We start from the raw sequence: 25317 nt of genomic DNA on the forward strand, positions 1-25317 counted from the left end.
CGTGCCGCCTCAGCGCAGCCCGTGCCGGCCCATCCAGCCGGTGATCGCCGTGGCGATCGCCTCAGGCTGCTCCGCCGGAGTGGTGTGGCCGGCGACGCCGTGCTTCTCGATCTCGAGAGCGGCCATGTTGCCGGCGCACCACTCGACCATCTCGGGGCCCATCATGGCGCCGTGGCCGGGCTCGAACGCGATCAACAGCTTGGGCACGTCGGTGCTGGCCGCCAGCCACCTGTCGTACGCCTCGACGATGGCGACGACGTCGGCCGGCTCGCCGCCGAGCGGCATCGACCGCGCCCATTGCAGGATCGGCAGCCGGCTGTCCCGGGTGGGGAACGACTTGCGGTAGACGGCGAGATCCTCCTCGGGGAGGCCGCTCCCTTCGACGAACAGGTTGTCGTCCAGGAGGATGGCCTCGCCGGCGCCCTCCGTCTTGATCGCCTTGAAGAGCTCCCGTCCGGCTTCGGGGAACTCCTCCCAGGACATCGGCTTCACGATCGTCTCGGTGAACGCGATGCCGCGCACGCGCCCGGGGTGGCGGGCGGCCCAGTCGAAGGCGAGCGCGCCGCCCCAGTCGTGCCCGATCAGGACGACGTCATCGAGGTCCAGGGCGTCGAACCAGGCATCCAGATAGCGGGCATGATCGCTGAAGGTGTAGTCGATGTCGGGCTTCCCGGAGTCCCCCATTCCGATCAGGTCGGGTGCGAGGCGTCGCCCGGGGTCGCCGACCGCGGCCATGATGGGATGCCACAAATAGGACGAGTGCGGGTTTCCGTGCAGGAAGACCATCGGTGTCCCCGTCCCGAGCTCCCGATAGAACATCGTCGAGTCGAGAATGTGCGCGGTTGGCATGGCAGACCTTTCCAGTACGACAAATCAGGTGTTCAGGTTCATCACTCGGTCGACGGCGATCTCGACCACCACCCGCCCAGGCGGGCTGGGCGGCGGTGACGAGTAGCGCCTGGTGTAGCGCCGCACTCCTTCGGCGACCCGCAGCGGCTCGTCGGACACGGTGGCCGTACCCTCGAGCGTGATCCAGCGGAAACCCGCGACCTGGCAGAGCGCGGCGCGGCTTCCCGGGGCCGACAGGAGGTTCCTGGCCTTGCGCGATGAGCCGACCGTCATGACGCGGGCCAGTCCCGCCTCACGGTCCCAGGTGAAACGGACGGCCACCACGTGGGGAGACCCGTCCGGCCGGAAGGTGGTCAGGGTGGCGAGATGCGGCTCGGCCAGGAAGCGCTCCGCGGAGGCCGGCAACGGTGGCGCGGTCATGTGAAGGCGCGGTGCGCTCGGCTGGTGCCCGTTACTGCGATCATGAACAGCTCCGTTCCGAATCGGCGACCCGGCGAAGCTAGCATCCTTCGTATAGTAGGTACCTAGAAGAAAGTGACTATGTCAGAGGGGACCCGCATGAGCGGCGACGCGACCTGGACGGCAACCGTGTCGGCCGAGCCCGAGCAGGCCTGCCCGATCGCTCCGGTCGTCGACATCGTCTTCAGCCGCTGGACCACCCCGATCCTCTGGAGCCTCAACGAGTACGGCCGGCAGCGTTTCGTGGAGCTGCAGCGGCGCATCGCCACGATCACGCCCAAGGTGCTGACCCAGCGGCTGCGGCAGTTGGAGCGCGACGGTCTCGTGGTGCGTACCTACCATCCCGAGGTGCCGCCGCGGGTGGAGTACGAGATCAGCGAGCTGGGACGCAGCCTGGCTCCTCTCTTCGCCACCCTGGCCGACTGGGCCGGCGCCAACATGAGCAAGGTCGAGGAGGCCCGGGCGGGGTACGACGCAGACGATCGCCGCCCCCGCCCCGCCTGATCACACACGTGAGCGCGGGCGAAGCCGGCTGATCTCGATTCCGTGCAGACCCTCTGGATCGGGCACCATGGACTCTGTGACAGTGACACGACTGGCGGAGCTGGTCGCCGGGGGAGGGGTGGTCGTGCTCAGCGGGGCAGGCCTGTCCACCGAGTCCGGCATTCCCGACTACCGGGGGCCGACCGGCCGGGCCAGGCGCGCGGAGCCGATGACGTACCAGCGCTTCGTCGGCAGCGCGGAGGCCCGGCAGCGCTACTGGGCGCGCAGCCACGTCGGCTGGCGGCAGATCGGCGAGGCCCGGCCCAACGCCGGCCACCGGGCCGTGGCCGAGCTGGAGCGGCGCGGGCTGCTCGCCGGCATCGTCACCCAGAACGTCGACGGCCTGCACCAGGCGGCCGGGGCCAGGCGGGTGATCGAGCTGCACGGCGGCCTCGACCGGGTCGTCTGCCTGTCCTGCCGGGAGCGCACCCCGCGCGCCGAGCTGGAGCGGCGGCTGCGCGCGGCCAACCACGCCTGGGAGGCCAGCGGGCAGATCAACCCCGACGGCGACGCCGTGCTCACCGACGAGCAGGTCGCCGGGTTCGAGGTGGTCGACTGCGCGACGTGCGGCGGGCTGCTCAAACCCGACGTGGTCTTCTTCGGCGAGAACGTCCCCCGCCCCCGCGTGGACGAGTGCTTCGCCATGGTGGCGGGGGCGCGGACGCTGCTCGTGCTCGGGTCGTCGTTGACGGTCAAGTCGGGCCTGCGGTTCGTCACCAAGGCCGCCGCGCTCGGCATCCCGATCGCCATCGTCAACCAGGGCCCGACCGGCGGCGACGCCGACGCCTCACTCACCCTGGACGCCCCGCTCGGCCCGACGCTGACCGACCTCACGGCGCGGCTCCCGGCCCACGTGGGCACGGCACAATAGGGCGCATGTCTCGTACATGTCCGTGCGGCCTGCCCACGCCCTACCAGGACTGCTGCGGCAAGCTCCACCGAGGCGCGGCGGCCGCCGCCACCGCCGAGCAGCTCATGCGGTCGCGGTTCAGCGCGTTCGGGGTGGGCGACGCGGCCTACCTGCTGCGGACCTGGCACCCGGCCGCGCGGCCCGCCTCGCTCGACCTCGACAGGAAGGTCCGGTGGGTACGCCTGGAGGTGCTGGAGACGACGGGCGGCAGCGTCGTGCACACCGAGGGCACGGTCCGCTTCCGCGCCCACTACACCGAGCGCGGGCGCGCGGGCGTGCTGGAGGAGAACAGCCGTTTCGTCCGTCTCGAGGGCCGCTGGGTGTACGCGGGCGCGCTGTGACCCCTGCGGTCACCTGCCCTCACGGCTTGCGGGCGACGGCTCCGACCAGGGTCTGATGGGAGAGGCCGGGCCTGGCGCGGTCGCCGGGGCCGGGCCGCCATTCCGGCAGCGGCACGAGGCCGGGCTCCAGCAGCTCCAGGCCGTCGAAGCAGGCGAGGATCTCCTCGCGTGTGCGCCACCGGCCCGTCCCGAGGCTCTCCTTGAAGAGCTTCTCGGCCGCGTACGCCTGATGGGCCGCCTCCGCATGATCCACGGGATTGTGGAAGTGGGAGACGGCCACGTGGCTGCCGGACGGGAGGCGTTTCACCAGCCGCGCCACGATCCCGGCCGGGTCCTCGTGGTCGGGCAGGTGGTGCAGGACGCCGAGCATCAGCAGCCCGACCGGCTCGCCGAGGTCGATGAGGCGCCTGGTCTCCGGATCGTCGACGATCGCGTCCGGGTTCCTGGCGTCGCCCTCGACGATCGTGGTGCGGCCGTCCACGGCCAGCAGCGCGCGGCCGTGGACCAGGACGATCGGGTCGTGGTCGACGTACACGACGCGCGAGCCGGGGGCGGCGGACCTGGCGATCTCGTGGACGTTCTCCCGTGCGGGCAGACCGGCACCGACGTCCAGGAACTGCCTGACGCCCGCCTGCGCGGCCATGAACCGGACCACCCGGGCGAGGAACTCCCTGTTCGCCAGCGCCGCCTCCCGGGCGTCCGGCATGATCTCGAGCACCCGCTGCGCCAGCCGGCGGTCCGCCTCGTAGTTGTCCTTGCCGCCGAGCATGAAGTCGTAGAGGCGGGAGGTGCTGGGTCTGGAGGTGTCGACTCTTCGGGAGGCGCGCTGCTGCCGGGGGTCGGCCATGGGCGGCTCCTTCGGGTACGCACTGTGCCGCTGAGGTAGCTGACAGCGATCTTACTGATGGACTGACCAGATTTCCGCATTAGTCGTAAATTTCGGTCAGGATTTCGGGTCAAGGCGGCTCTGTGGGAGACCCGCGCGAACCGGGCCGGACACCAAGAGAAGGACAAGATCCATTCCGGTTGGCGTCTGGGAGGGGGTGTCGCCCTCCCCTCGCCGTGATGGCGGGCGCTACTCGTGTGCCTATGCAAATATTGCGTTCACGGCACACGACGGTAGCGGCTACCGCTTTGCCGTTCATGCTCATGTCCGTGGCACTGGCGACGCCCGCCGCTGCCGCGCCCACCGAGCCACCCCCGGAGGCGACCGCCTTCACCCAGGTGTACGAACTCGGGTTCGTGCAGCAGCAAACGATCACCGGCATCCGCCCCGCCGGCGTCCGTACCTGGACGCAGGTCAGCCCCTGTCCGAGTCGCGACTCCCTGCTGCTGAACGGGTTCGCGCTCATGAAGGTCGAGGGGTGCGGCGACGTTCTCGGCCGGGCGGCCGGCGCCTACACCGGCTACAGCACGGACTCCGGCTACGCGCTGGGCAGCGCGTGCGGCGCCGAAGTCCTGTGCGCCGCCCCGGCCGCTCCCGCCGCCCCGGCGGACGTGACGGCCCCGGTGGACCTGACAGCCCCGGAGGACCTGGCAGTCCCGGCTGACGAGTCCGCCATCGGCTGCGGCCTCTCCAGCACGGCTGTCCAGGCCCCTCCGGCGGCTCCGGCAGCCCCGGCAGCCCCGGCAGCCCCGTCCGACGCCTGCGCCGCGTGCGCCGCGTGCTCGGGGGCCGGCGTGGACGACGGGCTCGTCACCAAGTCGAGCAGCATCGCGGTCAAGCCGGCGGCGCCGTCGGTCCAGCCGCGCCCCGCCAAGCCGGCGCTCGTGACGAAGGTGTCGGTCAAGCCGGCCGCCCCGGCGAAGCCCGCCGCCCCGGTCAAGCCTGCTGCGCCGGTCAAGCCGGCCGCTCCGGCCATGCCGGCCGCTCCGGCCAAGCCCGCGGTGGCGGTCAAGCCGGTCGTGTCCACCGAGGCCTGCGCGCCGGCCACGCCGGGTGAGAGCAAGTCGTCGGCCGTGCCGGCCAAGCCTGCGATCCCGGCCCAGCCCGCCGTCCCGGCCCAGCCTGCTGTCCCAGCCAAGCCTGCCGTGCAGGTTCACCCTGTCGCGGCGGTCAAGCCGGTCACTCCCGCCAAGCCGCTCGTGCTGACCAAGCCCTCCACCGCGTCCAGCCACCCGTCGGTCGTGCCGGCGCGGCCCACCTCGGTGAAGACCAGGCCCAGCACGGTGAAGGTGGAGAACGTCAACCACGAGAAGCCGACGCTCACGCGGCCGGCGCACGCGGGGTCCCGCCCGGCATGCGCGGCCCGGACCCACCCCATGTCCGCGGCCTCGCCGCAGGTCCGGCGGACACACCCGCGCCCCTGCTCCTGAGCACAGGCGGCGGATGAGAGAACCTTGAACGGCCGGGGCCTCGTGCCCCGGCCGTTCGCTGTGGAGCCCGTCCTGCGGTCTGGCGCTCCTGCTCGCCACCAGGTCCGGGTGACCGCCGGCAAGGGCGGTCGTGGCCGAGGGACCTCACGGCGGCGCGGCGGGCGGGGCGGCGCGGCGGGCAGGGCACGGCGGGCAGGGCACGGCGGGCGGGGCGGCGCGGCGGGCAGGGCACGGCGGGCAGGGCACGGCGGGCAGGGCACGGCGGGCAGGGCACGGCGGGCAGGGCACGGCGGGCAGGGCACGGCGGGCAGGGCACGGCGGGTAGGGCACGGCGGGTAGGGCACGGCGGGTAGGGCACGGCGGGTAGGGCACGGCGGGTAGGGCACGGCGGGTAGGGCACGGCGCAGCCGATTTCGGCAGCCCACGCGACGGCATCCGTTGCCCGGCAGTCCAGGCAGCGGCATTCGCCGCCCGGCAGTCCATGCGACGGCATCCAGCGCGGCTTCAGGCGGCGGCGCTCAGGAGGCGCAGCGGTGACGCGCAGTGGTGGGGCGCGGCGCAAGGTCCTGGACCGCGCGGGTGTCGGGGTGGACGTCTCCCTAAGGGGTCAGGGCGATGACCGTGACCGCGCCGGGCGCGACGGTGACCGGCCCCTCGTGGCGTACGCCGTCGAAGACGCTCGTGCCGCTCACCCCCTCGACCGTCACCGCCTCCTCGCCGTGGTTGATCAGGAAGACGTGGTCGCCCCGGCGTACCAGCTCGAGGGTGTCGGGGAGGCCGCGGGGCCGGGACACGTTGGCGTGGTCGAGCACCTGGCCGAGCAACTCGCGCAGACCGGCGACGGGCGCGGTCGCGAGGTACCAGGCGGTGCCCGCGCCGAGGTCGTGGCGGGTGAAAGCGGGGTGACCGGCGTCGGGTCCGGTGGCGAAGTCGCGTACGGCGACCGCACCGGCCAGGCGGACCCGCTCCGACCAAACGCGGGCCATGCCACCGTCGTCGCCGCCACCGTCACGGCCGCCGGTGCCGCCGCCGCCACCGTTACGGCCGTCGCCGTCGCTGCTGCCGCTGCTGCTGCCGTCGCTGTCGTCGTCGGTCAGTGTCACAGTCTCGTGTTCGCGCAGCGGGTGGAACTCCTCGATCGACAGGCCCAGCAGTTCGCGCAGCGCGCCGGGGTGGGCGCCGGGGTGGATGGTGTCGTGCTCGTCCACGATGCCGGAGAAGTACGACACGAGCAGGGTGCCGCCCGCCTCGACGTACCGGTGGAGGTTCTTGGCGGACGCCTCGGTCAGCAGGTACGAGCTGGGCGCCACCACCACTCGATATCCCGAAATATCGGCGGAAGGGTGGACAAAGTCCACCGTCACGTGCTCCCGCCACAGCGCCTCGTAGAAGGCGTCCATCCGCTCCCTGAACGTCAGATCGACCGACGGCCGCCAGTCCAGCTCCAGCGCCCAGTACGACTCCCAGTCCCAGACCAGCGCGACCTCGGCCCGCACCCGGCTCCCCTGAAGGCCGGCGAGCTTGCGCAGGTCGGCGCCGAGCCGGACCACCTCGCGCCACTGCGCGGAATCGGTCCCCGCGTGCGGCACCATCCCCGAATGGAACTTCTCGGCCCCGAAGCGGGAGGCCCTGAACTGGAAGAACAGCACGCTGTCGGAGCCGCGCGCCACGTGCGCGAGGCTGTTGCGGCGCATCTCGCCGGGCCGCTTGGCGATGTTGCGCGGCTGCCAGTTCACCGCGCCCGCCGAGTGCTCCATGAGCATCCACGGGGCGCCGCCCGCCACCGAGCGGGCGAGGTCGGCGGACATGGCCAGGTCGATGTGGTTGTCGGGCCGCTCGGCCTTCAGGTAGTGGTCGTTGGCGATCACGTCCAACTCGCGGGCCCACTGCCACAGGTCGGCGGACTTGCAGTTCACGGTGCCCGCAAAGTTCGTGGTGACGGGGACGCCGGGGGTGAGCTCGCGCAGGATGTCGCGCTGGAGCGCGTAGTGCTCGCGGTGCTGGGCGTCGCTGAAGCGGGCGTAGTCGAGGCGCTGGGCCGGGTTGACGGCCGTGTGGTTGAAGCGGGGGGCATCGATCTCCGCCCAGTCGGTGTACGTCTGGCCCCAGAACGTGGTGCCCCAGGCCTCGTTCAATGCTGAAATATCGCGATATCGGGAGCGGAGCCATTCGCGCCACGCCGCCACGCTGTGCTCGCAGTAGCACTCGCCGAGCGGCGCCCCGTACTCGTTGTGCACGTGCCACATGACCACGGCCGGATGCCCGCGATAGTGCTCGCCCAGCGCGCGCACCAGCCGCGCGGTCGCCTCCCGGAAGGCGGGGGCGCTGGAGCAGGCGCTCTGCCTGCCGCCGAACCCGATCCGCGTCCCCTCCCTGGTCACCGGCAGCACATCAGGATATTTCCGGATGAACCACGCAGGCGGGGCCGCGGTCGGCGTGGCCAGGTCCACCGCGACCCCGCCCTCGTGCAGCCGGTCCACGATCTCGTCCAGCCAGCCGAAGTCGTAGCGCCCCTCCGCGGGCTCCATCAGCGCCCACGAGAACAGGCCCAGGCTGATCAGGTTCACCCCGGCCTCGCGCATCAGGGCCACGTCCTCCTCCAGGACCTCGCGCGGCCACTGCTCCGGGTTGTAGTCGCCGCCGAAGGCGATACCGGCAGGACGCTCCGGGTACATCCATCCCCCTTGAAAAGCTTCTGTGAACGTGCACAGTAGCGCCTGCCCCGCTTCCTGGCGACCGGCCGCCCTGCCTCCTCCGATGATGGCCGATTAACGAGAACATAACGACCCCTTGACGGTTGTTTCGCGGCTGTTTCACTCTGTGCACGTTCACAGAACTTTCTGGAGGTACGCATGCGCGCCAACCGCCTTGGAGCCGCCCTGGCCGTCGTGCTCACGGCTGCTCTCGCGAGTTGCGGGTCGTCCGGCGAGCCCGCCGAAAGCACCGAGGCGGCGCAGAGTCCCAGTGCCGCCGCCAAGGGACCGGTCAAGCTGACGTACTGGACCTGGGCCCCCAACATGGACAAGATCGCCGCGGTCTGGAACCAGGCGCACCCGGACATCCAGGTCACGGTCAGCAAGCAGGCGGGCGGCGACGAGGCTGCGGCCAAGTTCCTCACCGCGGCCAAGGCGGGCAACCCGCCCGACGTGGTGCAGGCCGAGTACCAGCACCTGCCGTCGTTCGTCGCCGCCGACGCGGTGGCCGACCTCAAGGCCGAGACCGCCTCCGTCAAGGGCGAGTTCGCCGAGGGCCTGTGGAGGCTCGTCACGCTGGGCACGGAGGGCGTGTACGGAGTCCCGCAGGACAGCGGCCCGATGATGCTCTTCTACCGCAAGGACCTGTTCGACAAGTACGGCCTCGCGCTCCCGAAGACCTGGCAGGAGTACGCCGACACGGCCCGCGCGCTGCGCAAGAAGGATCCCAAGGTGTACCTCGGCACGTTCTCCAGCAAGGATCCGGGAGCATTCACGGGCCTGGCGCAGCAGGCCGGGGCCCAGTGGTGGTCGATCAGCGGCGAGTCGTGGAAGGTCGCCATCGCCGCCGAGCCCACCAAGAAGGTCGCCGACTACTGGGGCGGACTGGTCAAGGAGGGCGTCATCGATGACATGCCGTTCTTCACGCCCGAGTGGAACAAGGCTCTCAACGACGGCAAGCTGCTGACCTGGCCGTCGGCGGTCTGGGCGCCGGGCGTGCTGTCGACCAACGCGCCCAAGGCCAAGGACAAGTGGGCCGTCGCCCCGCTCCCGCAGTGGAACGCGGGTGAGAGCTACAGCGGCTTCTGGGGCGGCTCGTCCACGGCCGTGTCGGCCAAGACGCCCAACAAGGCGGCCGCCGTCCAGTTCGTCACCTGGATGAACACCGACCCCGCGGCCCTCGGCCTGCTGGTCAAGGAGGCCGCCATCTACCCGGCCGCCACCAAGGCCCAGTCCTCGCTCGGCCAGGCGCCCGACTACTTCTCCAACCAGCCCGAATTCTGGCAGCAGGCCGCCGCGGCCTCCGCCGTCGCCCGCGGCTTCACCTTCGGCCCGAATGTCGGCGTGGCGTACAACGCGTTCAGGGACAACTTCGACAAGGCGCTGCAGAACAAGACGTCGTTCTCCGACGCGGTGCAGGCCATGCAGGACGCCACGGTCGCCGACATGCGCAAGTCCGGCTTCCAGATCGCCTCATGAAGCAGTCCGGCAGGGGTGCGTGGCCGTACCTGTTCCTCACCCCCGCGATCGTGCTGTTCACGCTCTTCCTCGCGGTGCCCATCGGCTACACCGTCTGGCTGGCGCTGCGGCGGACCAAGGTGTCCGGGCTCGGACTCGGCAGGGGCGCGCGGAAGGAGGTCTACGTCGGCTTCGACAACTTCTCCGCCGCCCTGTCCGACCCAGAGCTCTGGAACGGCTGGCTGCGCGTGCTCGGCTACGGCACGCTGGTGCTGGTCGTCATGCTCGGGCTGGCGCTGCTGTTCGCGCTGCTGCTGGACTCGGCGCGGGTGCGGCTGGCCAGGTTCTCGCGGATCGCGATCTTCCTGCCGTACGCGGTGCCGGGCGTGGCCGCCACGCTGCTGTGGGGCTTCCTCTACCTGCCCTCGCTCAGCCCCATCAGGGACGTCCTGGACGTCGACTTCCTCGGACCGAGCACCGTCACGTACTCCATGGCGAACGTGGCGGTGTGGGGCGGCGTCGGCTTCAACATGCTCGTGCTCTACACGACGCTCCGGGCGATCCCGCGCGACCTGTACGAGGCCGCGCGGCTCGACGGGGCCTCCGAATTCCAGATCGCGGTGCGCGTGAAGATCCCGATCCTCACCCCGGCGATCATCCTCACCACCGTGTTCTCGATCATCGCGACCCTCCAGGTCTTCACCGAGCCCACCACGCTGCGGCCGCTGACCAACACGATCAGCTCCACGTGGAGCCCGCTCATGAAGGTCTACCGCGACGCGTTCGTCACCGGCGACCTGTACTCGGCCGCCGCCACCTCGATCGTCATCGCGGCGATCTCGCTCGTCCTGTCGTTCGGGTTCCTGCGCGTGGTCCGCAACCGCGCCTTCGGGGAGGGCTGATGGCCACCGCACACCGCCGGACGGCCCCGCGCGGGCCGTGGGGGGTGGCGCCGACCGGGCTGCTCCTGCTCGGCGCGATCTACTGCCTCTTCCCGGTGCTCTGGGTGTTCATCGCGGCGACCAAGTCGCCGGGTGAGCTGTTCAGCACCTCGACGCTCGCGCTGGGCACCGGCTTCCTCGACAACGTGGTTCAGCTGTTCACCTATCGGGACGGGGTGTTCTGGCTGTGGGCGGCCAACACGGTGATCTACGCGGGCGGCGGCGCGCTGCTGTCGACCGCGGTCTCGGCGATCTCCGGGTACGCGCTGGCCAAATACCACTTCCCCGGGCGCAACCTGATCTTCAACTTGCTCATCGGCGGCATCCTCGTGCCCGCGGTGGTGCTGGCGATCCCGCAGTACCTGCTGTTCTCCAAGGTCGGGCTGGCCGACACCTACTGGGCGGTCCTGCTGCCGCAGATCCTGCACCCGTACAGCATCTATCTGGCCCGCATCTACGCCACGGCGGCCATCCCGGACTCGCTGCTGGAGGCGGGGCGGATCGACGGGGCGAGCGAGTGGCGGCTGATGTCCCGGGTGGCGGTGCCGCTGATGGTGCCCGGCATGGTGACGATCTTCCTGTTCCAGTTCGTGGCCATCTGGAACAACTTCCTGTTGCCGTTCATCATGCTCGGTGACGACGGCAAGTTCCCGCTCACGGTCGGCCTCTACACGCTGCTGGCCGCCGGGGCGAACCAGCCCTCGCTCTACAACCTGATCCTCACGGGCGCGCTGCTGTCCATCGTCCCCTTGATCGCGCTCTTCCTGACGATGCAGCGATACTGGAAGACCGATCTTTCATCCGGAGCCGTGAAATGAAGCGCCCTACGATCCACGACGTCGCCGCCGCCGCGGGGGTGTCACGCGGCACGGTCTCCCGGCTGCTCAACGGTGACAAGTACGTGAGCCCGGCGGCGCGCGTGGCCATCGAGCGGGCCATCTCGGAGACCGGCTACGTGGTCAACCGGGCCGCCCGCAGCCTCGTCACCCAGCGCACCGGGTCGGTCGTGATGGTGCTGTCGGAGCCGCACGAGAAGCTGTTCGAGGACCCCAACTACAGCACCACCATCCGGGTCGCCATCAGGATGCTGGCCGAGCGCGACATGTCGCTGGTGATGATGCTGGCGGGCGACGAGGGCGACCGCGACCGGGTCGTCCGCTACGTCCGCGGCGGCCACGCCGACGGAGTGCTGCTGATGTCGACGCACGCCGGCGACCCGTTCGTCGACGCCCTGCAGTCCGGGCCGCCCGCGGTCTCCTGCGGCGCCGTCATCGGCCGCGAGAGCCTGATCCCGTACGCCGCCGCCGACGAGCGCCTGGGCGGCCGCCAGATGACCGAGTACTTCGTGCGCCAGGGCCGCAGGCGCATCGCCATGATCACCGGCCCGATGGACACGCCCGGCGGCATCCAGCGCCTCGAAGGCTTCGCCGACGTGCTGGGCCGCAAGGCGTCCAAGAAGCTGATCGCGCACGGGGACTGGACGCAGGCCAGCGGCGAGCGGGCCATGACCGAGCTGCTGGCCCGCACGCCCGACATCGACGCCGTCTTCGTGGCCTCGGACCTGATGGCCGCGGGCGCCCTGGCGGCCCTGCGCGCCGCGGGGCGCAGGGTGCCGGACGACGTGGCGGTGGGCGGCTTCGACGACTCGTCGGTGGCCCTCTTGACGCACCCGCCGCTGACCACGATCCGCCAGCCGCTGGCGGAGGTGGCCCAGGAGACGGTACGCCTGCTGCTCGCGCTCATCGACGGCGCCGGGCACGTGGACCCGGTGGTGCTGCCCACGGAGCTGGTGATCCGCGACTCCGCCTGACCGGGTTGGCATCATGGTCCTATGGCGATCAACGAACTGAGCCCCGACGAGCTGCTCACCACCACCCGCAGCGTGCGCAGGCGCCTCGACCTCACCCGTCCCGTCTCCATGGACCTGGTACGCGAGTGCCTGGAGGTCGCGCTCCAGGCGCCCACCGGCGGCAACCGGCAGGGCTGGCACTGGATCGTGGTGACCGACCCCGAGCTGCGCCGGGCGATCGGCGACTACTACGGCCGCTCGATGCGGGCCTACTACGAGTCAGGCGCCCTGACCGGGTCGCAGTTCCAGGACCCGGTCAGGGCGGCGGCGCAGCAGCGCGTGTCCGAGAGCGCCGCCTACCTGGGCGAGCACATGGGGGAGGTGCCGGTCCTGGTGATCGGCTGCATCACGCTGCCGGACGGCGGGCTGCCGCAGGGCAACCAGGCCGGTCTGTGGGGCTCGCTGCTCCCCGCCGCCTGGAGCTACATGCTCGCCGCCCGGGCCCGCGGGCTCGGCACGGCCTGGACGACGCTGCACCTGGCGTACGAGAGCGAGATCGCCGAGCTGCTCGGCATCCCGGACGACGTCCGGCAGGGCGTGCTCATCCCGACCGCCCACTACCTCGGCGAGACGTTCAGGTCCGCGGGGCGGCAGCCGCTCGACGAGGTGCTGCACGTCGATCGCTGGTAGGCGCAACACCGGCCGCACGCATGATGAAATGTCCGCGTATATCGGGGGTTCGGAAATAGGATCACGGATCTAACCACCGACCGAGGAGCCGACAGTGCCCGAGAGCGAGCAGGAGCGCGCGCCCCGCGGGATCGACACGACCAAGCCCAGTGTCTCCCGCGTCTATGACTACATGCTCGGCGGCAAGGACAACTACGAGATAGACCGCCAGGTGGCCGCGGCCGCGCTGCAGATCGCTCCCGACGCGCCCGAGGCGGCCAGGGCGAACCGGGAGTTCCTGCGGCGCACGGTCCACTACCTGGCGGCCGAGGCGGGGATCCGGCAGTTCCTGGACATCGGCTCGGGCCTGCCCACCCAGGGCAACGTCCACGAGATCGCCCAGGCGGTGGCCCCGCAGTCGAAAGTCGTGTACGTCGACCACGACCCGATCGTGCTCGTCCACGGCCGGGCCCTGCTCGCCGTGGACGCCAGCACCACGATCGTCGAGGCCGACGCCCGCGAGCCGGAGAAGATCCTCGAGGACCCGAAGACGCGCTCCCTGATCGACTTCGGCCAGCCGGTCGGGCTGCTGATGTTCGGCATCCTGCACCACCTGGCCGACGACGAGGACCCGGCCGGCGTCGCGGCCGCCCTGCTCCGGCCGCTCGCCCCGGGCAGCCACATGGTGATCTCGCACTTCCACAACCCGGGCGAGGCGCATCCCGAGGTGTCGAAGCAGGCGTACGAGGCGGAGAGGATCTTCAACGAGCGCCTCGGCACCGGCCGGTGGCGCACCCGGAAGGAGATCCTCTCCTACTTCGACGGCCTCGAACTGCTGGAGCCCGGCCTGGTGCCGCTGCCCGAGTGGCGCCCGGGCCGGGACGACCGCGCCACGCCGGGCATCACGTACCACACCTTCGTCGGGGGCGTGGGCCGCAAACCCTAGCCGGGCAGCTTGCCGGAGGCGACCACGTCGCGGTACCAGTGGGCGCTGTCCTTCCAGACGCGCTCCAGCGTGCCGGGCTCCACGCGGACGATGCCGAACCGCTTGGCGTACCCGTGCGCCCACTCGAAGTTGTCCATCAGCGACCACACGAAGTATCCGCGCACGTCCGCCCCGGCCGAGATCGCCTCGGCCACGGCGGTCAGGTGCCGGTGGAGGTAGTCGACGCGCCGCTCGTCGTGGACGCGCCCGTTGGGCGTCACGACGTCGGCGAACGCGGCGCCGTTCTCGGTGATCATGGTGGGCAGGTCAGGGTAGTCGCGGTGGAGCCGCAGCAGCAGCTCGGTCAGGCCGGTCTCGTCGATGTTCCACCCCATCTCGGTGTACGGGCCCGGTTGCTGGACGAACTCGACGTTCTCGCAGGCGATCCACGGCGAGGCGGCCCCGTCCTGGTGCCCGTCGGCGGTCGACCGCTCGGAGGAACCGTCCCACCGGCGCACCAGCGTGGGGTTGTAGTAGTTGACCCCCAGCACGTCCAGCGGCTGGCACGCGGTCGCCTCGTCGCCGTCGCGCACGAACGACCAGTCGGTCACCGACGCGGTGTCGGCGATGAGGTCGCGCGGGTAGGCGCCCTCCAGCATCGGGCCGAGGAAGGCCCGGTTGGCCAGCGCGTCCACCTGCCGCACCGCGTCGGCGTCGGCCTCGGAGACGCCGCGGACGTGGTGCAGGTTGAGCGTGACCGACATCTGCGCGGCCGGGTCGACGACCGCGCGCAGCGCCTGGACGGCCAGGCCGTGGCCGAGGTTGAGGTGGTGCACGGCGGCCAGCGCGGCGGCGGGCTCGGTCCTGCCGGGGGCGTGCACGCCGGAGGCGTAGCCCAGGTAGGCCGAGCACCACGGCTCGTTCAGGGTGATCCAGGCGCGCACGCGGTCGCCGATCGTCTCGCCCATGAGGGACGCGTACTCGGCGAAGCGGTAGGCGGTGTCGCGGTTGGGCCAGCCGCCCGCGTCCTCCAGCTCCTGCGGCAGGTCCCAGTGGTAGAGGGTGGCGACGGGGTCGATGCCGCGGGCGAGCAGCCCGTCCACCAGCCGCTCGTAGAAGTCCAGCCCCGGCCGGTTGGCCGTGCCGTTCGGGCGGACCCGCGGCCAGGAGATCGAGAACCGGTACGCGCCGACGCCCAGGGCGGAGAGGAGGTCCAGGTCCTCCTCCAGCCGGTGGTAGTGGTCGCAGGCCACGTCGCCGGTGTCGCCGCCCGCCACCAGGCCAGGGGTGTGGGAGAAGGTGTCCCAGATCGACGGGCCGCGGCCGTCCTCGTTCCAGGCGCCCTCCACCTGGTAGGCGGCGGTGGCGGTGCCCCACACGAAGTTCTCGGGGAATGTGGGCATGCTGCTCCTTAAAGGTCCTTACAGGGTGATCTCAATGTCGTCGCCCTGGGTGGTCTCCGTCGCCTGGCGTTCTCCGAAGAGCCGCAGGCTCCAGCTCGTGGGCGCGCCCGCCACGCGGCGGGCCCGGACGCGGTCGCCCGTGCGCGACACCTCGAAGACGGCGGCGGCGCTTCCGTCGGGGGCGGGCACGGTGACGGTGCGGCGGGCGCCGTCGGGGAGGCGGTAGGCGTTCAGGGTGACCCCGTCGGCGTAGTCGTAGTCGGGCCGGTCGTCGCGGGCGCCCGTCGGCACCACGGCACCAGGTCGCACCAGCAGCGGCAGGCTATCGAACCCGTGCCGCTCGGTACGCCACCCGGGTCCGCTCACGCTCTCCCCGCCGAGCAGCGGCGTCCAGACTCCCTCAGGGACGTAGTACGAAATTTCCCCATCCGCCGACATGACCGGCGCCACCAGCAGGTCGGGCCCGAGCATGTACTGCGCGTCCAGGTAGTCGCAGCCCCGATCGGCGGGGAACTCCAGCCGCATGGCCCGCATCATCGGCAGCCCGTCGGTGACCGCCTCGACCGCGGCGCCGTACAGGTATGGCATGAGCCGCGCCTTCAGCCGCGTGAACGACCGCAGCACGTCCACCGACTCCTCGTCGAACAGCCACGGCACCCGGTACGAGCTGCTCCCGTGCAACCGGCTGTGCGACGACAGCAGCCCGAAGGCCACCCACCGCTTGAACACGGCCGGATCGGGCAGCCCCTCGAAACCGCCGATGTCGTGGCTCCAGAACCCGAACCCGGCCAGCCCCAGCGACAGCCCGCCCCGCAGCGACTCGGCCATCGCCTCGAACGTCGACTCGCAGTCGCCGCCCCAGTGCACCGGCAGCCGCTGCCCGCCCACGGTGGCGGAGCGGGCGAAGAGCACGGGCGCGCCCCGCTCGGCCAGCACCTCGTGCACGGTCCGGTTGTAGAGCAGCGTGTAGTAGTTGTGCATGCGCTCGGGGTCGGACCCGTCGGCGTAGGCGACGTCGGTCGGGATGCGCTCGCCGAAGTCGGTCTTGAACGCGTCCACCCCCATGTCGAGCAGTCCGCGCAGCTTGCCCGCGTACCACTCGCGGGCGGCCGGGGAGGTGAAGTCCACCAGCGCCCGGCCCGCCTGCCAGTGGTCGTCCTGCCAGACGGTCCCGTCGGGGCGGCGCAGCAGGTGGCCGGCCGCCATCCCCTCCTCGAACAGCGCCGACGCCTGCCCGATGTACGGGTTGATCCACAGGCAGACGCGCAGCCCGCGCTCCTTGAGCCGCCGGAGCATGCCCTCGGGGTCGGGGAACACCTCCGGGTCCCACTCGAAGTCGCACCACCGGTACTGGCGCATCCAGAAGCAGTCGAAGTGGAACACGCTCAGCGGCAGGTCCCGCTCGGCCATCCCGTCCACGAACGACGTCACCGTCGCCTCGTCGTAGTCGGTGGTGAACGACGTGGACAGCCAGAGCCCGAACGACCAGGCCGGCGGCAGCGCGGGGCGGCCGGTCAGCGCGGTGTAGCGGCGCAGGATGTCCTTGGGCGTGGGCCCGTGGATGACGAGGTATTCGAGGTCGTGCCCCTCGACGCTGAACTGCACCTGCGACACCGACTCCGAGCCCACCTCGAACGACACCCGCCCGGGATGGTTGACGAACACGCCGTAGCCGCGGTTGGTGAGGTAGAAGGGGATGTTCTTGTAGGCCAGGTCGCTGCTGGTGCCGCCGTCCTCGTTCCAGATGTCGACCGTCTGCCCGTTGCGCACGAAGGCGCCGAACCGCTCGCCCAGCCCGTACACGAGCTCCCCGGCGCCGAGGCGGAGCTGGTCGACCATGAAGTGCCGGTCGTCGGCGTCACGCATGGCGGCGAGGCTCCTGCCGCCGCTGCGGGTCAGCTCGCGCCCGCCCGCGCTGAAGGTCATCTCCCACGGCGCGTCCCTGCGTACCCGCACGGTGAGCGCGCCGCTGGTCAGGCTCGCCTGCTCGCCGTCCACGGCGATGTCCACGTCCGGGGCGTCGTCGCGCACCTCGAAGGCGGGGGCGGCGGGGACGGACCCGGCGAAGTGCGCCGTACGGACGCGGATGACGTCCGGCATCGGCGACGACAGATCCACCCGCAGCACCGGGCCGTCGATCGTGGAGCCGCGGTGGGTGATGGGCCTGGCCGGGGCCAGGATCCGCAGCGAGGCGGCGTCGGGGGTCACGTCGTGGGCCTGCGTGGCGTAGTGGGCCCGCACCCCGGGACGCAGCCGCCAGTAGCCGTCCTTGAACTTCATTCCGCTCCTTCTACGAGGGCCGCGACCGCCTGAGGCGCCAAGGTGACCTGGCCGTCGGTGGCCGATCCGGTCAGTAAGTCCGTCGCCGCGTGGGGGAGCGGCACGCGTACCGCGTCCGCGCCGTGGTTGAGCAGGAACAGGACGTCGCCGCGGCGCACCGCCTCGACACCGCGCGGCAGCTCCGGCAGCACCCCGCGCACGCCCGCGTCGGCCAGCGCCCGCTCGGCCAGAGCGCCGAGCGCGTCCGGCTCGGGCATCGTGGCCACGTACCAGGCGACGCCCTCCCCGGCGCGGTGCCGCAGCACCGCGGGGCCGCCCTCGGCGAACTCCGCCACCGTCTCGGCGCCCTCCGGCCGGACCAGCTCGGTCCAGGTGTGCGCGGCGAACTCCGCCCCGTCCGCCCACCGGCAGCGCACGGGCCCGTCCGCGGGCCGCCACTCCTCGCCGGACGCGCCGAGCACCTCGCGCAGCGGCGCGGGAAACCGTCCGGTACGCACGTGCGCCCGCTCGTCCACGACCCCCGAGAACGGACCCACGACCAGGACCCCGCCGCCGCGCACGTAGGCGGTCATGGCCGCGGCGTCCGCGTCGCCGATCAGGAAGAGGTTCGGGACCACGACCAGGGCGTAACCGTCGAGCGCGGCGGACGGCGGCACCAGGTCCACGGTCACCCCGCGCTCCCAGAACGGCAGGTAGTAGGAGAAGAGCTGGTCGGTCGCGGTGAGCCGGTCGCTCGGCCGGCCGCGCTCCTCCAGCGCCCACCAGCTCGGCCAGTCGAACACCATCGCCACCCGCGCCGGCACCGGCTGCCCGGCCACCCCGCTCAGCCCGCGCAGCTCCTGGCCGTGCGCGCGCACCTCGGCGTGCAGGCGGGTGTCCGCGCCCGCGTGCGGGACCATCGCGGAGTGGAAGCGCTCGGCGCCGAACCGGGAGGCCCGCCACTGGAAGTAGCAGAGCCCGTCCGCGCCCCGGGCGACCGCCTGCAGCGACTCCAGCCTGAGCCGGCCGGGCGGCTTGGGCGGATTGTGCGGGCGCCAGTTAACCGCGCTCGTGGACTGCTCCATCAGCAGCCACGGCCTGCCCTTCGCGAGGCCGCGCATGAGGTCGTGGGTGAGCGCGGTGCGGGCGGGCGCGAGCGGGTCGGCCGGGTCGGGGTAGTGGTCGTTGGAGACGATGTCCTCCTCCTGCGCCCACGACCAGTAGTCGACCGGTTTGAACAGGCCCATGAAGTTGGTGGTGACCGGGATGTCCGGGGTTCGCGCGCGGAGGATGTCGCGCTCGGCCCGGAAGTGGTCGAGCAGGGCGTCGGAGCAGAAGCGCCAGAAGTCCAGCTGCTGCGACGGGTTGACGATGTAGGGGGCGCGGCGGGGGGTGACGATCTCGGCCCACTCGCTGTAGCGCTGGCTCCAGAACGTGGTGCCCCACGCCTCGTTGAGCGTGTCCAGGTCGCCGTAGCGCTCCTTCAGCCAGGCGCGGAACGCCCTGGCGGACTCGTCGCAGTGGCAGACCTGGCCGTACTCGTTGCCCACGTGCCACAGGGCCAGGGCCGGGTGGCCCGCGTACCGCTCGGCCAGCTCCTCGACCAGGGCGAGCGCGCGCTCCCGGTAGACGGGGGACGACGGGCAGAACTGGTTGCGCGAGCCGTACCAGAGGCGGTGCCCCGATTCGTCCACCGGCAGCGTCTCCGGCCACCGGTGCCCCAGCCACGGAGGCGGGGAGGCGGTGGGGGTGGCCAGGTCCACCGCGATCCCGGCCGCGCCGAGCAGGTCGAGCACCCGGTCCAGCCAGGCGAAGTCCCTCCTGCCCGGCTCGGGCTCGATCCGCGCCCAGCTGAAGACGCCGACCGTGACGAGGTTGACCCCGGCGGCCCGCATCAGCTCGGCGTCCTCCGCCCACACGTGCTCCGGCCACTGCTCGGGGTTGTAGTCACCGCCGAACAGCAGGCCACGTCCGGCGGTGAGCGTGTGCATGCCCAGTGTCATCGTCTGTCCCTTTCGCCTGCTCATGGCCTCACTCCGTGAGGCGGGCTCGGTCGCCCCGAATGCCGTCGCCTTCCCCCGCTCTGGTCGCTGCGCTCCCGCCGCTCCTCCAGACGACGGCGCTCCCTCGCGGCGGGGCGGAGCTGTCGCCGATCACCAGGCGGCAGGGGAGCAGCCGGTGCCGGGGCGGGCCGTCGTCCTCCAGGCGGTCGATGAGCATGCGCGCGCCGAGCCCGCCCAGCTCCGCGCTCGGCGGCTCCAGCGTGGTGAGCCGGGGGTGGAACATCTCGGCGACGGCCGCCGACGACAGCACCAGCAGCAACGTCAGGTCCTCGGGGATCCGCCAGCCGCGCGCCGCCACGGCCGCGATCACACCGGCCGCAGCGTGGTCGTCCATCACCGCCAGCGCCGTCACGTCCGGATGCGCCGCGACCAGCCGGTCGAACGCCTGCCTGCCCTCCTCGGCCGAGCCCGGCCGGAAGTCGTCCACGTAGCCGAGCCCGGCCGCGCGGGCGGCCTCGGCGAACTCCGCCCCGGCCCGGATCGCGGGGCCGTACTGTGCCGCGTACGCGTCGGCGGCCAGGTTGAAGAAGGCCAGCTTGCGGTGCCCGAGCCCGGCCACGTGCGCCACGGCCTGCCTGGCCGTGGCCGCGAAGTCGATGTCGGCGTGGTCGATCGAGCCCGGGTCGCGAGTCCGCCCGATCATGCTGAACGGGACCCCGGCCTCCATGAGGAAGTCCGTGCGCTCGTCGTCGAGCCCGACCTCCATCAGCAGCACGCCGTCCACCAGGCCCAGGCCGGTGAGGTGGCGCAGCTCCTCGACCGGGTCGGCGTGCTCGGGGGAGAGCAGCAGGTGGTAGCCCAGCTCGCGGGCCGCCTCGGCGGCGCCGGTGGCGAACTGCATCTCGGTCACCCCGAAGCCGCTGCGCGGAGCGGGATAGAGCAGGGCGAGGATGCGGGTGCGCTTGCTCTGCAGGCCGCGGGCCAGCAGGCTCGGGCGGTATCCGAGGTCGGCCGCGGCCCGCTCGATGCGCCGCCTCGTGTCCGCCGCCACCGGACGGGTGCCGTTGAGCGCGGCGGACACGGTGCTGACCGCCACCCCCGCCCGCTCGGCCACGTCACGTATCGAAGACATCTCCGCCGATTCCCTGGATCGAAACGTTTCGCACAACTTAAAGTCCGATTTGCGGAGATGTCAATGGGGTTGAATCGGACATCCCAAACGCCGCTCTTCGTGCGGAGCGACGTCGGCGGCGGGGAGGCTCAGTGCCAGCCGAGCTCCTTGTAGAAGGCGTCGCGGGCGCGCCCGAACGAGGCGCGCTCCAGCACGGCGCCCCGGTGGGGCCCCTCCGTGACGGGTTCGTCGTGCATCCGGGCGGGCAGCTCATCCGGGCCGCCGCCCTCGCGGGCCGCGTACGCGCGCATCGCGTCGAGCCGCGCCTGACCGGCCGCCAGCAGGTCCTCCAGGGTGAACGCGTCCCCGAGGACGGCGGCGACCAGGGCGGTCAGATGGTCGATGGTCAGCGGGCGGGTGGGGGAGGAGGCGAAGACGCACAGGTTCAGCGCGTCGAGCCCGCTCCACAGCCGCAGCAGCCGGGCGGTGCGCCGCCCCCGCTCGGCGTCGAGCTCGGCCACCGGCGCCGGCTCGGCCCCGATCCGCCGGGCCTCGCCGAAGCAGTAGGCCAGCCCGGCGACGGGGTCGAAGTCGAGGTCATGCTCCAGCGCGTCGTAGCGCGGCCCGCCCGGGGAGATCGCGTAGCCGAGGCCGATGCCCGGCTGGACGCGGGGATCGAAGCAGGGCAGCTCGGCGCCCTTGACCGTCATCGCGTACGGGGCGGCGGCGGGACCGAGCCTGGCGGCCGCCCGCGCCGTGCCCTCGGCGAGCAGGTCGCCCATGGCGCCGCCGCGCGTCGCGACGTCCCCGATCAGCCCCGGCAGCGCCGCCGCGTCGCCGAACGCGGGACCTCCGGGCAGCAGGCCGCGCTCGGCGCACTCCATGGCGAACGCCAGCGTCCCGCCGAGGGAGACCGGGTCGAGGCCGAGGTCGTTGCAGAGGGCGTTCGCGCCGAGCACGGCGTCGAGGTCGTCGATCCCGAGGTTCCACCCGAGCGACAGGAACGCCTCCTGCCCGAGCCCGCCCGTCCGCCGCTCCGCGGTGCCCGGGGGCGCGTACACCTTGAGACAGTCGTTCGGACAGCCGGGGCAGGCGCCGGTGGTCGCCACCGCCCGGCCTTCGTACTCCCGCGCCTCGGGAACCCGCAGGCCGGACGCGCCGGGCACCGAGAAGTTCCGCACCGAGGCGTACCCCGGGGCGGGCGGCTCCCCGACCCAGCCGGCGAACCCCGGCACCCCCGCCTGCCACGCCGCGAGCGGGTTCGTGCCCAGCGACTCCCGGTAGTAGGCGGCGATCCGGGCTACCGCCTCGGGGTCGGCCACCTGCGCGGGCGCGTCGCCCACGCACACGATCGCCTTGAGGTTCTTGGCCCCGAAGACGGCGCCGAGCCCGTACCGCCCGGCGGCGTAGGCGCGGTCGGTGACCACGCTCGCGTACCGGACGAGGTTCTCCCCGGCGGGCCCGATCGCCGCGACGTGCGCGGCCCGGCCGTGCCTGGCCCGCAGCGCGTCCGTGGTGGCGGCCGTGCCCAGCCCCCGCAGCTCCTCGGCGGGGTGACAGGTCACCTCGCCGCCCTGGACGAGCAGGTAGGACAGCCGCTCGGCCCGCCCCACGACAGCCAGCGCCGTGGCGCCCGCCCCGCGCAGTCCCGCCGCGAACGGCCCGAGCGCGTGCGTCTCCCCGGCCACCCCGGTCAGCGGGGACTTCGCCAGGAACACCGCCTTGGCCAGCCCCGGAGCCGCCGTCCCGCCCAGCGTCCCGGCCGCCACGTACAGCAGGGCCCGGGGGTCGTACGGATCGAGCCCCGCGGGCGTGCGCTCCGCCATCAGCCGCAGCCCGAGTATCGACCCGCCGAAATGCCCCCGCTCGGCCGAGCGATCCTCCTTCTCCACGCTTCCGCTGGTCAGATCCACGATGAACGGCACGCCCAAGCCTCCTGGAGTCGATGAGGGGACCAGGGCGGACAACATCACACATCGCCACGAGGGCGCAACCCCGTCATTGTTTTGCCGCAACGTGGACCGCCACTTCCCGGCCGTCGATCTCCGCCGGACCGGGGATTTGCTGCCATGGACGGCATGGCGCTCACTCGGTCGCTGACCCGCCGCGACGTGGCCCGGCTCCTCGGGGTCGCCGTGGCCGTCGCAGCCGCACCCGCACCCGTCGGGGCTGCTGCCGCCGCCGCACGCGCACCCGCACGGGGGCGCGCCCGCCGCGCGGACGTCGACGCCCTGCTCGGGCAGCTGACGCTGGAGGAGAAGATCTCGCTGCTGCACGGTGCCCGGGACCCGGCCTCCAGGGGCCAGGCGGGCTACCTGCCCGGCGTGCCCCGCCTCGGCATCCCCGAGGTGCGCCTGGCCGACGGGCCCGCCGGGGTGCGGGTCACGGCGCGCGCCACCGCCCTGCCCGCCCCGGTCGCGCTCGCCGCGACGTTCGCTCCCGACCTCGCCAGGCGGTTCGGCGCGGTCATCGGCCGGGAGGGCCGGGCGCTGGGCATGGACGTGCTGCTGTCGCCCATGACCAACATCGTGCGGGTGCCGCAGGCGGGCAGGAACTTCGAGACGCTCGGCGAGGACCCGCTGCTGGCCGCCGCGATGGTCGCCGGCGAGGTGCGCGGCATCCAGGGCGAGGGCCTGATCGCCACGGCCAAGCACTACGCCGCCAACAACTTCGAGCACGCCCGCCAGAGCGTCGACGCCCGGGTCGACGAGCGGACTCTGCGCGAGATCTACCTGCCGGCCTTCGAGGCCGCCGTGACGGCGGGCGTGGGCGTGGTCATGGCCGCCTACAACCGCGTCAACGGCGTGTACGCCGCCGAGAACGCGCACCTGCTGACCGGGATCCTGCGCGACGAGTGGCGTTTCGCCGGCTGGGTGATGTCCGACTGGTCCGCCACGCACAGCGGCGTGCCCGCCGTCACCGCCGGGCTGGACATGGAGATGCCGTCCGGCGCCAACTTCGCCGGCCTGGCCGCGGCCGTCACCTCAGGGAAGCTGGCCGGATCCGTGGTGGACACCGCGGTCCGCCGCGTCCTCGTCCAGCTCGCCCGGTTCGGCCTGCTCGGCGGCGGCAGGCCGCGCCCGTCCCTCGATCCGGAGGCGGGCGCCGGCACCGCGCGGGAGATCGCCCTGGCGGGCGCGGTCCTGCTGCGCAACGAGGGCGACCTGCTGCCGCTCACCCGCGCAGACCTGGCCGGCCGCGCGGACGGGACCGGCCTCGCCGTCATCGGTCCCACCGCCGCTCACCCCCTGGTGGGTGGGGGAGGCAGCGCCCGGGTGCTCCCCGCACGCGCCGAGAGCCCCCTGGACGCCCTGCGCCGCCAGGCCGGGCCAGGCAGTCGCGTCAGCTGGGCGACCGGGGTGGACCTGGAGGGCGTCCCGGTGCCCGCCTCCGCCCTCTCCCTGCGGCGCGCCCCGAAGGGCGGCACGCCGCAGCCCGCCGCCCAGGTCGACCACACCGGCGCGAACGCCCTGCCCGCCGGCACGTCGTGGACGTGGACGGGCACGCTGACCGCGCCCGAGACTGGCGACTACGACCTGCGCATCCAGGGCGCGGGCGGCGTGCCCGCGTTCAACGGCTCGATCTCGCTGACCGTCGGCGGCGTCAGGACCGGCTCGGTCGGCGCCCTCATCGGCGGCAACAGCAGCCTCATCGCGACCTCCGGCGGCCTGACCAACGCCGGCGGCGTCGTCCACCTGGAGTCCGGCCGGCCCACGCCCATCGCCATCGCGGCCACCGGAGCGCCCGGCACGCCGCTGCAGGTCAGGCTGGCCTGGATCACCCCGCGCCGCCGCCAGGAGGCGCTGCGGGAGGCCGTCGCGCTGGCCGCGGGGGCGCGGGCGGCGCTCGTGTTCGCCTTCAACGAGGGCACCGAGGGCGCCGACCGGGCGAGCCTCGCCCTCCCGAAGGGCCAGGACGCGGTCATCGAGGCCGTCGCCGCCGCCAACGCCCGTACCGCCGTGGTGCTCAACACCGGCGACCCGGTGCTGATGCCCTGGCTGGAGCGCGTGCCGTCGATCCTGCAGATGTGGTACCCGGGCCAGGAGGGCGCGGACGCCACCGCCACGCTCCTGCTCGGTGGCGCGAGCCCGGGCGGCAAGCTGCCGGTGACCTTCCCGCGCCGGGCCGAGGACGCGCCCACCGCGCCGGCCGAGCGCTACCCGGGCGAGGGCGGCGTCGCCGTCTACGGCGAGGGCGTCTTCGTCGGCTACCGGCACTACGACGCCAACGACGTCGAGCCGCTCTTCCCCTTCGGGCACGGCCTGTCCTACACCCGCTTCGACTACGGCGGCCTGTCGGTGCGGGCCGCGAGTGGCGGGCTCAGCGTGTCCTTCACCGTCACGAACACCGGCCGCAGGGAGGGCACGGAGGTGGCGCAGGTCTACCTCGGCCCGCCGTCCCCTCCGCCGGTCCCGATGCCGCCGCGGGCGCTGGCCGGGTTCGCCAGGGTGCGGCTGCGGCCGGGCGAGCGGCGCCGGGTCACCGTGACGGTGTCCAGGCGCGCGCTGCAGTGCTGGTCGGACGGCCGATGGGTGCTCGCGGGCGGCCGCCGTACGGTCCATGTCGGGTCCTCCTCCAGGGATCTGCGCCTGCGGCAGGAGGTGGCCGTCCGATGATGCGCGCAAGGGGCGTTCTGCGCGATCATTGA

At 72.5% G+C, this 25317-nt stretch carries 21 protein-coding genes; 12 read left to right on the forward strand and 9 right to left on the reverse strand.

From position 1 onward, the window contains the following. Window positions 1–9: 9 nt before the first annotated feature. Both AB0H84_RS36370 and AB0H84_RS36375 read right to left on the reverse strand, forming a co-directional pair. Window positions 10–849, reverse strand: coding sequence for a haloalkane dehalogenase (locus tag AB0H84_RS36370; RefSeq protein WP_357614760.1), 840 nt, complete (start codon window positions 847–849; stop codon window positions 10–12). Between the two features lie 24 nt (window positions 850–873). Continuing rightward, the gene (locus AB0H84_RS36375) at window positions 874–1269 is read right to left on the reverse strand and encodes a TIGR03618 family F420-dependent PPOX class oxidoreductase (RefSeq protein ID WP_357614763.1); all 396 of its coding nucleotides are present in this window, start codon (window positions 1267–1269) and stop codon (window positions 874–876) included. Window positions 1270–1407: 138 nt separating this feature from the next. Between AB0H84_RS36375 and AB0H84_RS36380 the strand changes: the two genes are divergently transcribed. The 3 genes from AB0H84_RS36380 (at window position 1408) to AB0H84_RS36390 (ending at window position 3102) form a co-directional block, all read left to right on the forward strand. Beyond that, complete coding sequence (locus tag AB0H84_RS36380; RefSeq protein ID WP_357614766.1) at window positions 1408–1812, forward strand: helix-turn-helix domain-containing protein; 405 nt, start codon at window positions 1408–1410, stop codon at window positions 1810–1812. A 67-nt stretch (window positions 1813–1879) separates the two neighbouring features. Then, a complete protein-coding gene (locus tag AB0H84_RS36385) occupies window positions 1880–2722 on the forward strand; it encodes an NAD-dependent protein deacetylase (RefSeq protein WP_357614769.1) in 843 nt (280 codons plus the stop codon). A gap of 5 nt (window positions 2723–2727) precedes the next feature. Next, a complete protein-coding gene (locus tag AB0H84_RS36390) occupies window positions 2728–3102 on the forward strand; it encodes a YchJ family metal-binding protein (RefSeq protein ID WP_357614772.1) in 375 nt (124 codons plus the stop codon). A gap of 19 nt (window positions 3103–3121) precedes the next feature. Here AB0H84_RS36390 and AB0H84_RS36395 read toward each other — a convergent pair whose 3' ends face one another. Then, the gene (locus AB0H84_RS36395; RefSeq protein ID WP_357614774.1) at window positions 3122–3949 is read right to left on the reverse strand and encodes an SAM-dependent methyltransferase; all 828 of its coding nucleotides are present in this window, start codon (window positions 3947–3949) and stop codon (window positions 3122–3124) included. A 308-nt stretch (window positions 3950–4257) separates the two neighbouring features. On the opposite strand from AB0H84_RS36395, the gene AB0H84_RS36400 reads away from it, so the two are divergent. After that, a complete protein-coding gene (locus AB0H84_RS36400) occupies window positions 4258–5418 on the forward strand; it encodes a hypothetical protein (protein ID WP_357614778.1) in 1161 nt (386 codons plus the stop codon). 130 nt (window positions 5419–5548) lie between these two features. Next, the gene (locus AB0H84_RS36405) at window positions 5549–5743 is read left to right on the forward strand and encodes a hypothetical protein (RefSeq protein ID WP_357614781.1); all 195 of its coding nucleotides are present in this window, start codon (window positions 5549–5551) and stop codon (window positions 5741–5743) included. A 274-nt stretch (window positions 5744–6017) separates the two neighbouring features. On the opposite strand, the gene AB0H84_RS36410 is transcribed toward AB0H84_RS36405, so the two are convergent. Then, window positions 6018–8093 carry a beta-galactosidase gene (locus AB0H84_RS36410; protein ID WP_357614784.1) on the reverse strand — a complete coding sequence of 692 codons (2076 nt, stop codon included), beginning with the start codon at window positions 8091–8093 and terminating at the stop codon, window positions 6018–6020. A 177-nt stretch (window positions 8094–8270) separates the two neighbouring features. On the opposite strand from AB0H84_RS36410, the gene AB0H84_RS36415 reads away from it, so the two are divergent. The 6 genes from AB0H84_RS36415 to AB0H84_RS36440 all read left to right on the forward strand — a co-directional run bounded on the left by AB0H84_RS36415 (window position 8271) and on the right by AB0H84_RS36440 (window position 13914). Further along, on the forward strand, window positions 8271–9590 hold the full coding sequence (locus AB0H84_RS36415) for a sugar ABC transporter substrate-binding protein (protein ID WP_357614787.1): 1320 nt from the start codon (window positions 8271–8273) through the stop codon (window positions 9588–9590). Then, window positions 9587–10471, forward strand: a complete 885-nt coding sequence (locus AB0H84_RS36420) for a sugar ABC transporter permease (protein WP_357614790.1) — start codon at window positions 9587–9589, stop codon at window positions 10469–10471. The genes AB0H84_RS36415 and AB0H84_RS36420 overlap by 4 nt, the downstream gene beginning before the upstream one ends. Beyond that, window positions 10471–11328 (forward strand): carbohydrate ABC transporter permease, encoded by an 858-nt coding sequence (locus tag AB0H84_RS36425; RefSeq protein ID WP_357614793.1) that lies wholly within the window; start codon window positions 10471–10473, stop codon window positions 11326–11328. The genes AB0H84_RS36420 and AB0H84_RS36425 overlap by 1 nt, the downstream gene beginning before the upstream one ends. Then, window positions 11325–12320, forward strand: coding sequence for a LacI family DNA-binding transcriptional regulator (locus AB0H84_RS36430; RefSeq protein WP_357614795.1), 996 nt, complete (start codon window positions 11325–11327; stop codon window positions 12318–12320). Before AB0H84_RS36425 ends, AB0H84_RS36430 begins: the two co-directional genes overlap by 4 nt. A gap of 21 nt (window positions 12321–12341) precedes the next feature. Further along, a complete protein-coding gene (locus AB0H84_RS36435; RefSeq protein ID WP_357614796.1) occupies window positions 12342–12989 on the forward strand; it encodes a nitroreductase family protein in 648 nt (215 codons plus the stop codon). Window positions 12990–13083: 94 nt separating this feature from the next. Continuing rightward, entirely contained in the window at window positions 13084–13914 is an 831-nt protein-coding gene (locus tag AB0H84_RS36440) for an SAM-dependent methyltransferase (protein ID WP_357614799.1), read from the forward strand. Here the strand turns inward: AB0H84_RS36440 and AB0H84_RS36445 are convergent. The 5 genes from AB0H84_RS36445 to AB0H84_RS36465 all read right to left on the reverse strand — a co-directional run bounded on the left by AB0H84_RS36445 (window position 13911) and on the right by AB0H84_RS36465 (window position 22594). After that, on the reverse strand, window positions 13911–15296 hold the full coding sequence (locus AB0H84_RS36445; protein WP_357614802.1) for a GH1 family beta-glucosidase: 1386 nt from the start codon (window positions 15294–15296) through the stop codon (window positions 13911–13913). The two genes, AB0H84_RS36440 and AB0H84_RS36445, sit on opposite strands and share 4 nt — an antisense overlap. 18 nt (window positions 15297–15314) lie before the next feature. Then, window positions 15315–17576: an alpha-xylosidase gene (yicI, locus tag AB0H84_RS36450; RefSeq protein ID WP_357614805.1), complete on the reverse strand. Its 2262-nt coding sequence runs from the start codon at window positions 17574–17576 to the stop codon at window positions 15315–15317. Beyond that, a complete protein-coding gene (locus AB0H84_RS36455) occupies window positions 17573–19582 on the reverse strand; it encodes a beta-galactosidase (protein ID WP_357614808.1) in 2010 nt (669 codons plus the stop codon). Before AB0H84_RS36455 ends, yicI begins: the two co-directional genes overlap by 4 nt. 4 nt (window positions 19583–19586) lie before the next feature. Beyond that, window positions 19587–20690 (reverse strand): LacI family DNA-binding transcriptional regulator, encoded by a 1104-nt coding sequence (locus tag AB0H84_RS36460; protein ID WP_357614811.1) that lies wholly within the window; start codon window positions 20688–20690, stop codon window positions 19587–19589. A gap of 128 nt (window positions 20691–20818) precedes the next feature. Further along, window positions 20819–22594 carry an aldehyde ferredoxin oxidoreductase C-terminal domain-containing protein gene (locus tag AB0H84_RS36465; RefSeq protein ID WP_357614814.1) on the reverse strand — a complete coding sequence of 592 codons (1776 nt, stop codon included), beginning with the start codon at window positions 22592–22594 and terminating at the stop codon, window positions 20819–20821. Between the two features lie 153 nt (window positions 22595–22747). On the opposite strand from AB0H84_RS36465, the gene AB0H84_RS36470 reads away from it, so the two are divergent. Further along, complete coding sequence (locus AB0H84_RS36470; RefSeq protein WP_357614817.1) at window positions 22748–25285, forward strand: glycoside hydrolase family 3 C-terminal domain-containing protein; 2538 nt, start codon at window positions 22748–22750, stop codon at window positions 25283–25285. Window positions 25286–25317: the final 32 nt, after the last annotated feature.

Source organism: Nonomuraea sp. NPDC050786 (assembly GCF_040654115.1).
In the GTDB taxonomy this organism is placed as follows: Bacteria; Actinomycetota; Actinomycetes; order Streptosporangiales; family Streptosporangiaceae; genus Nonomuraea.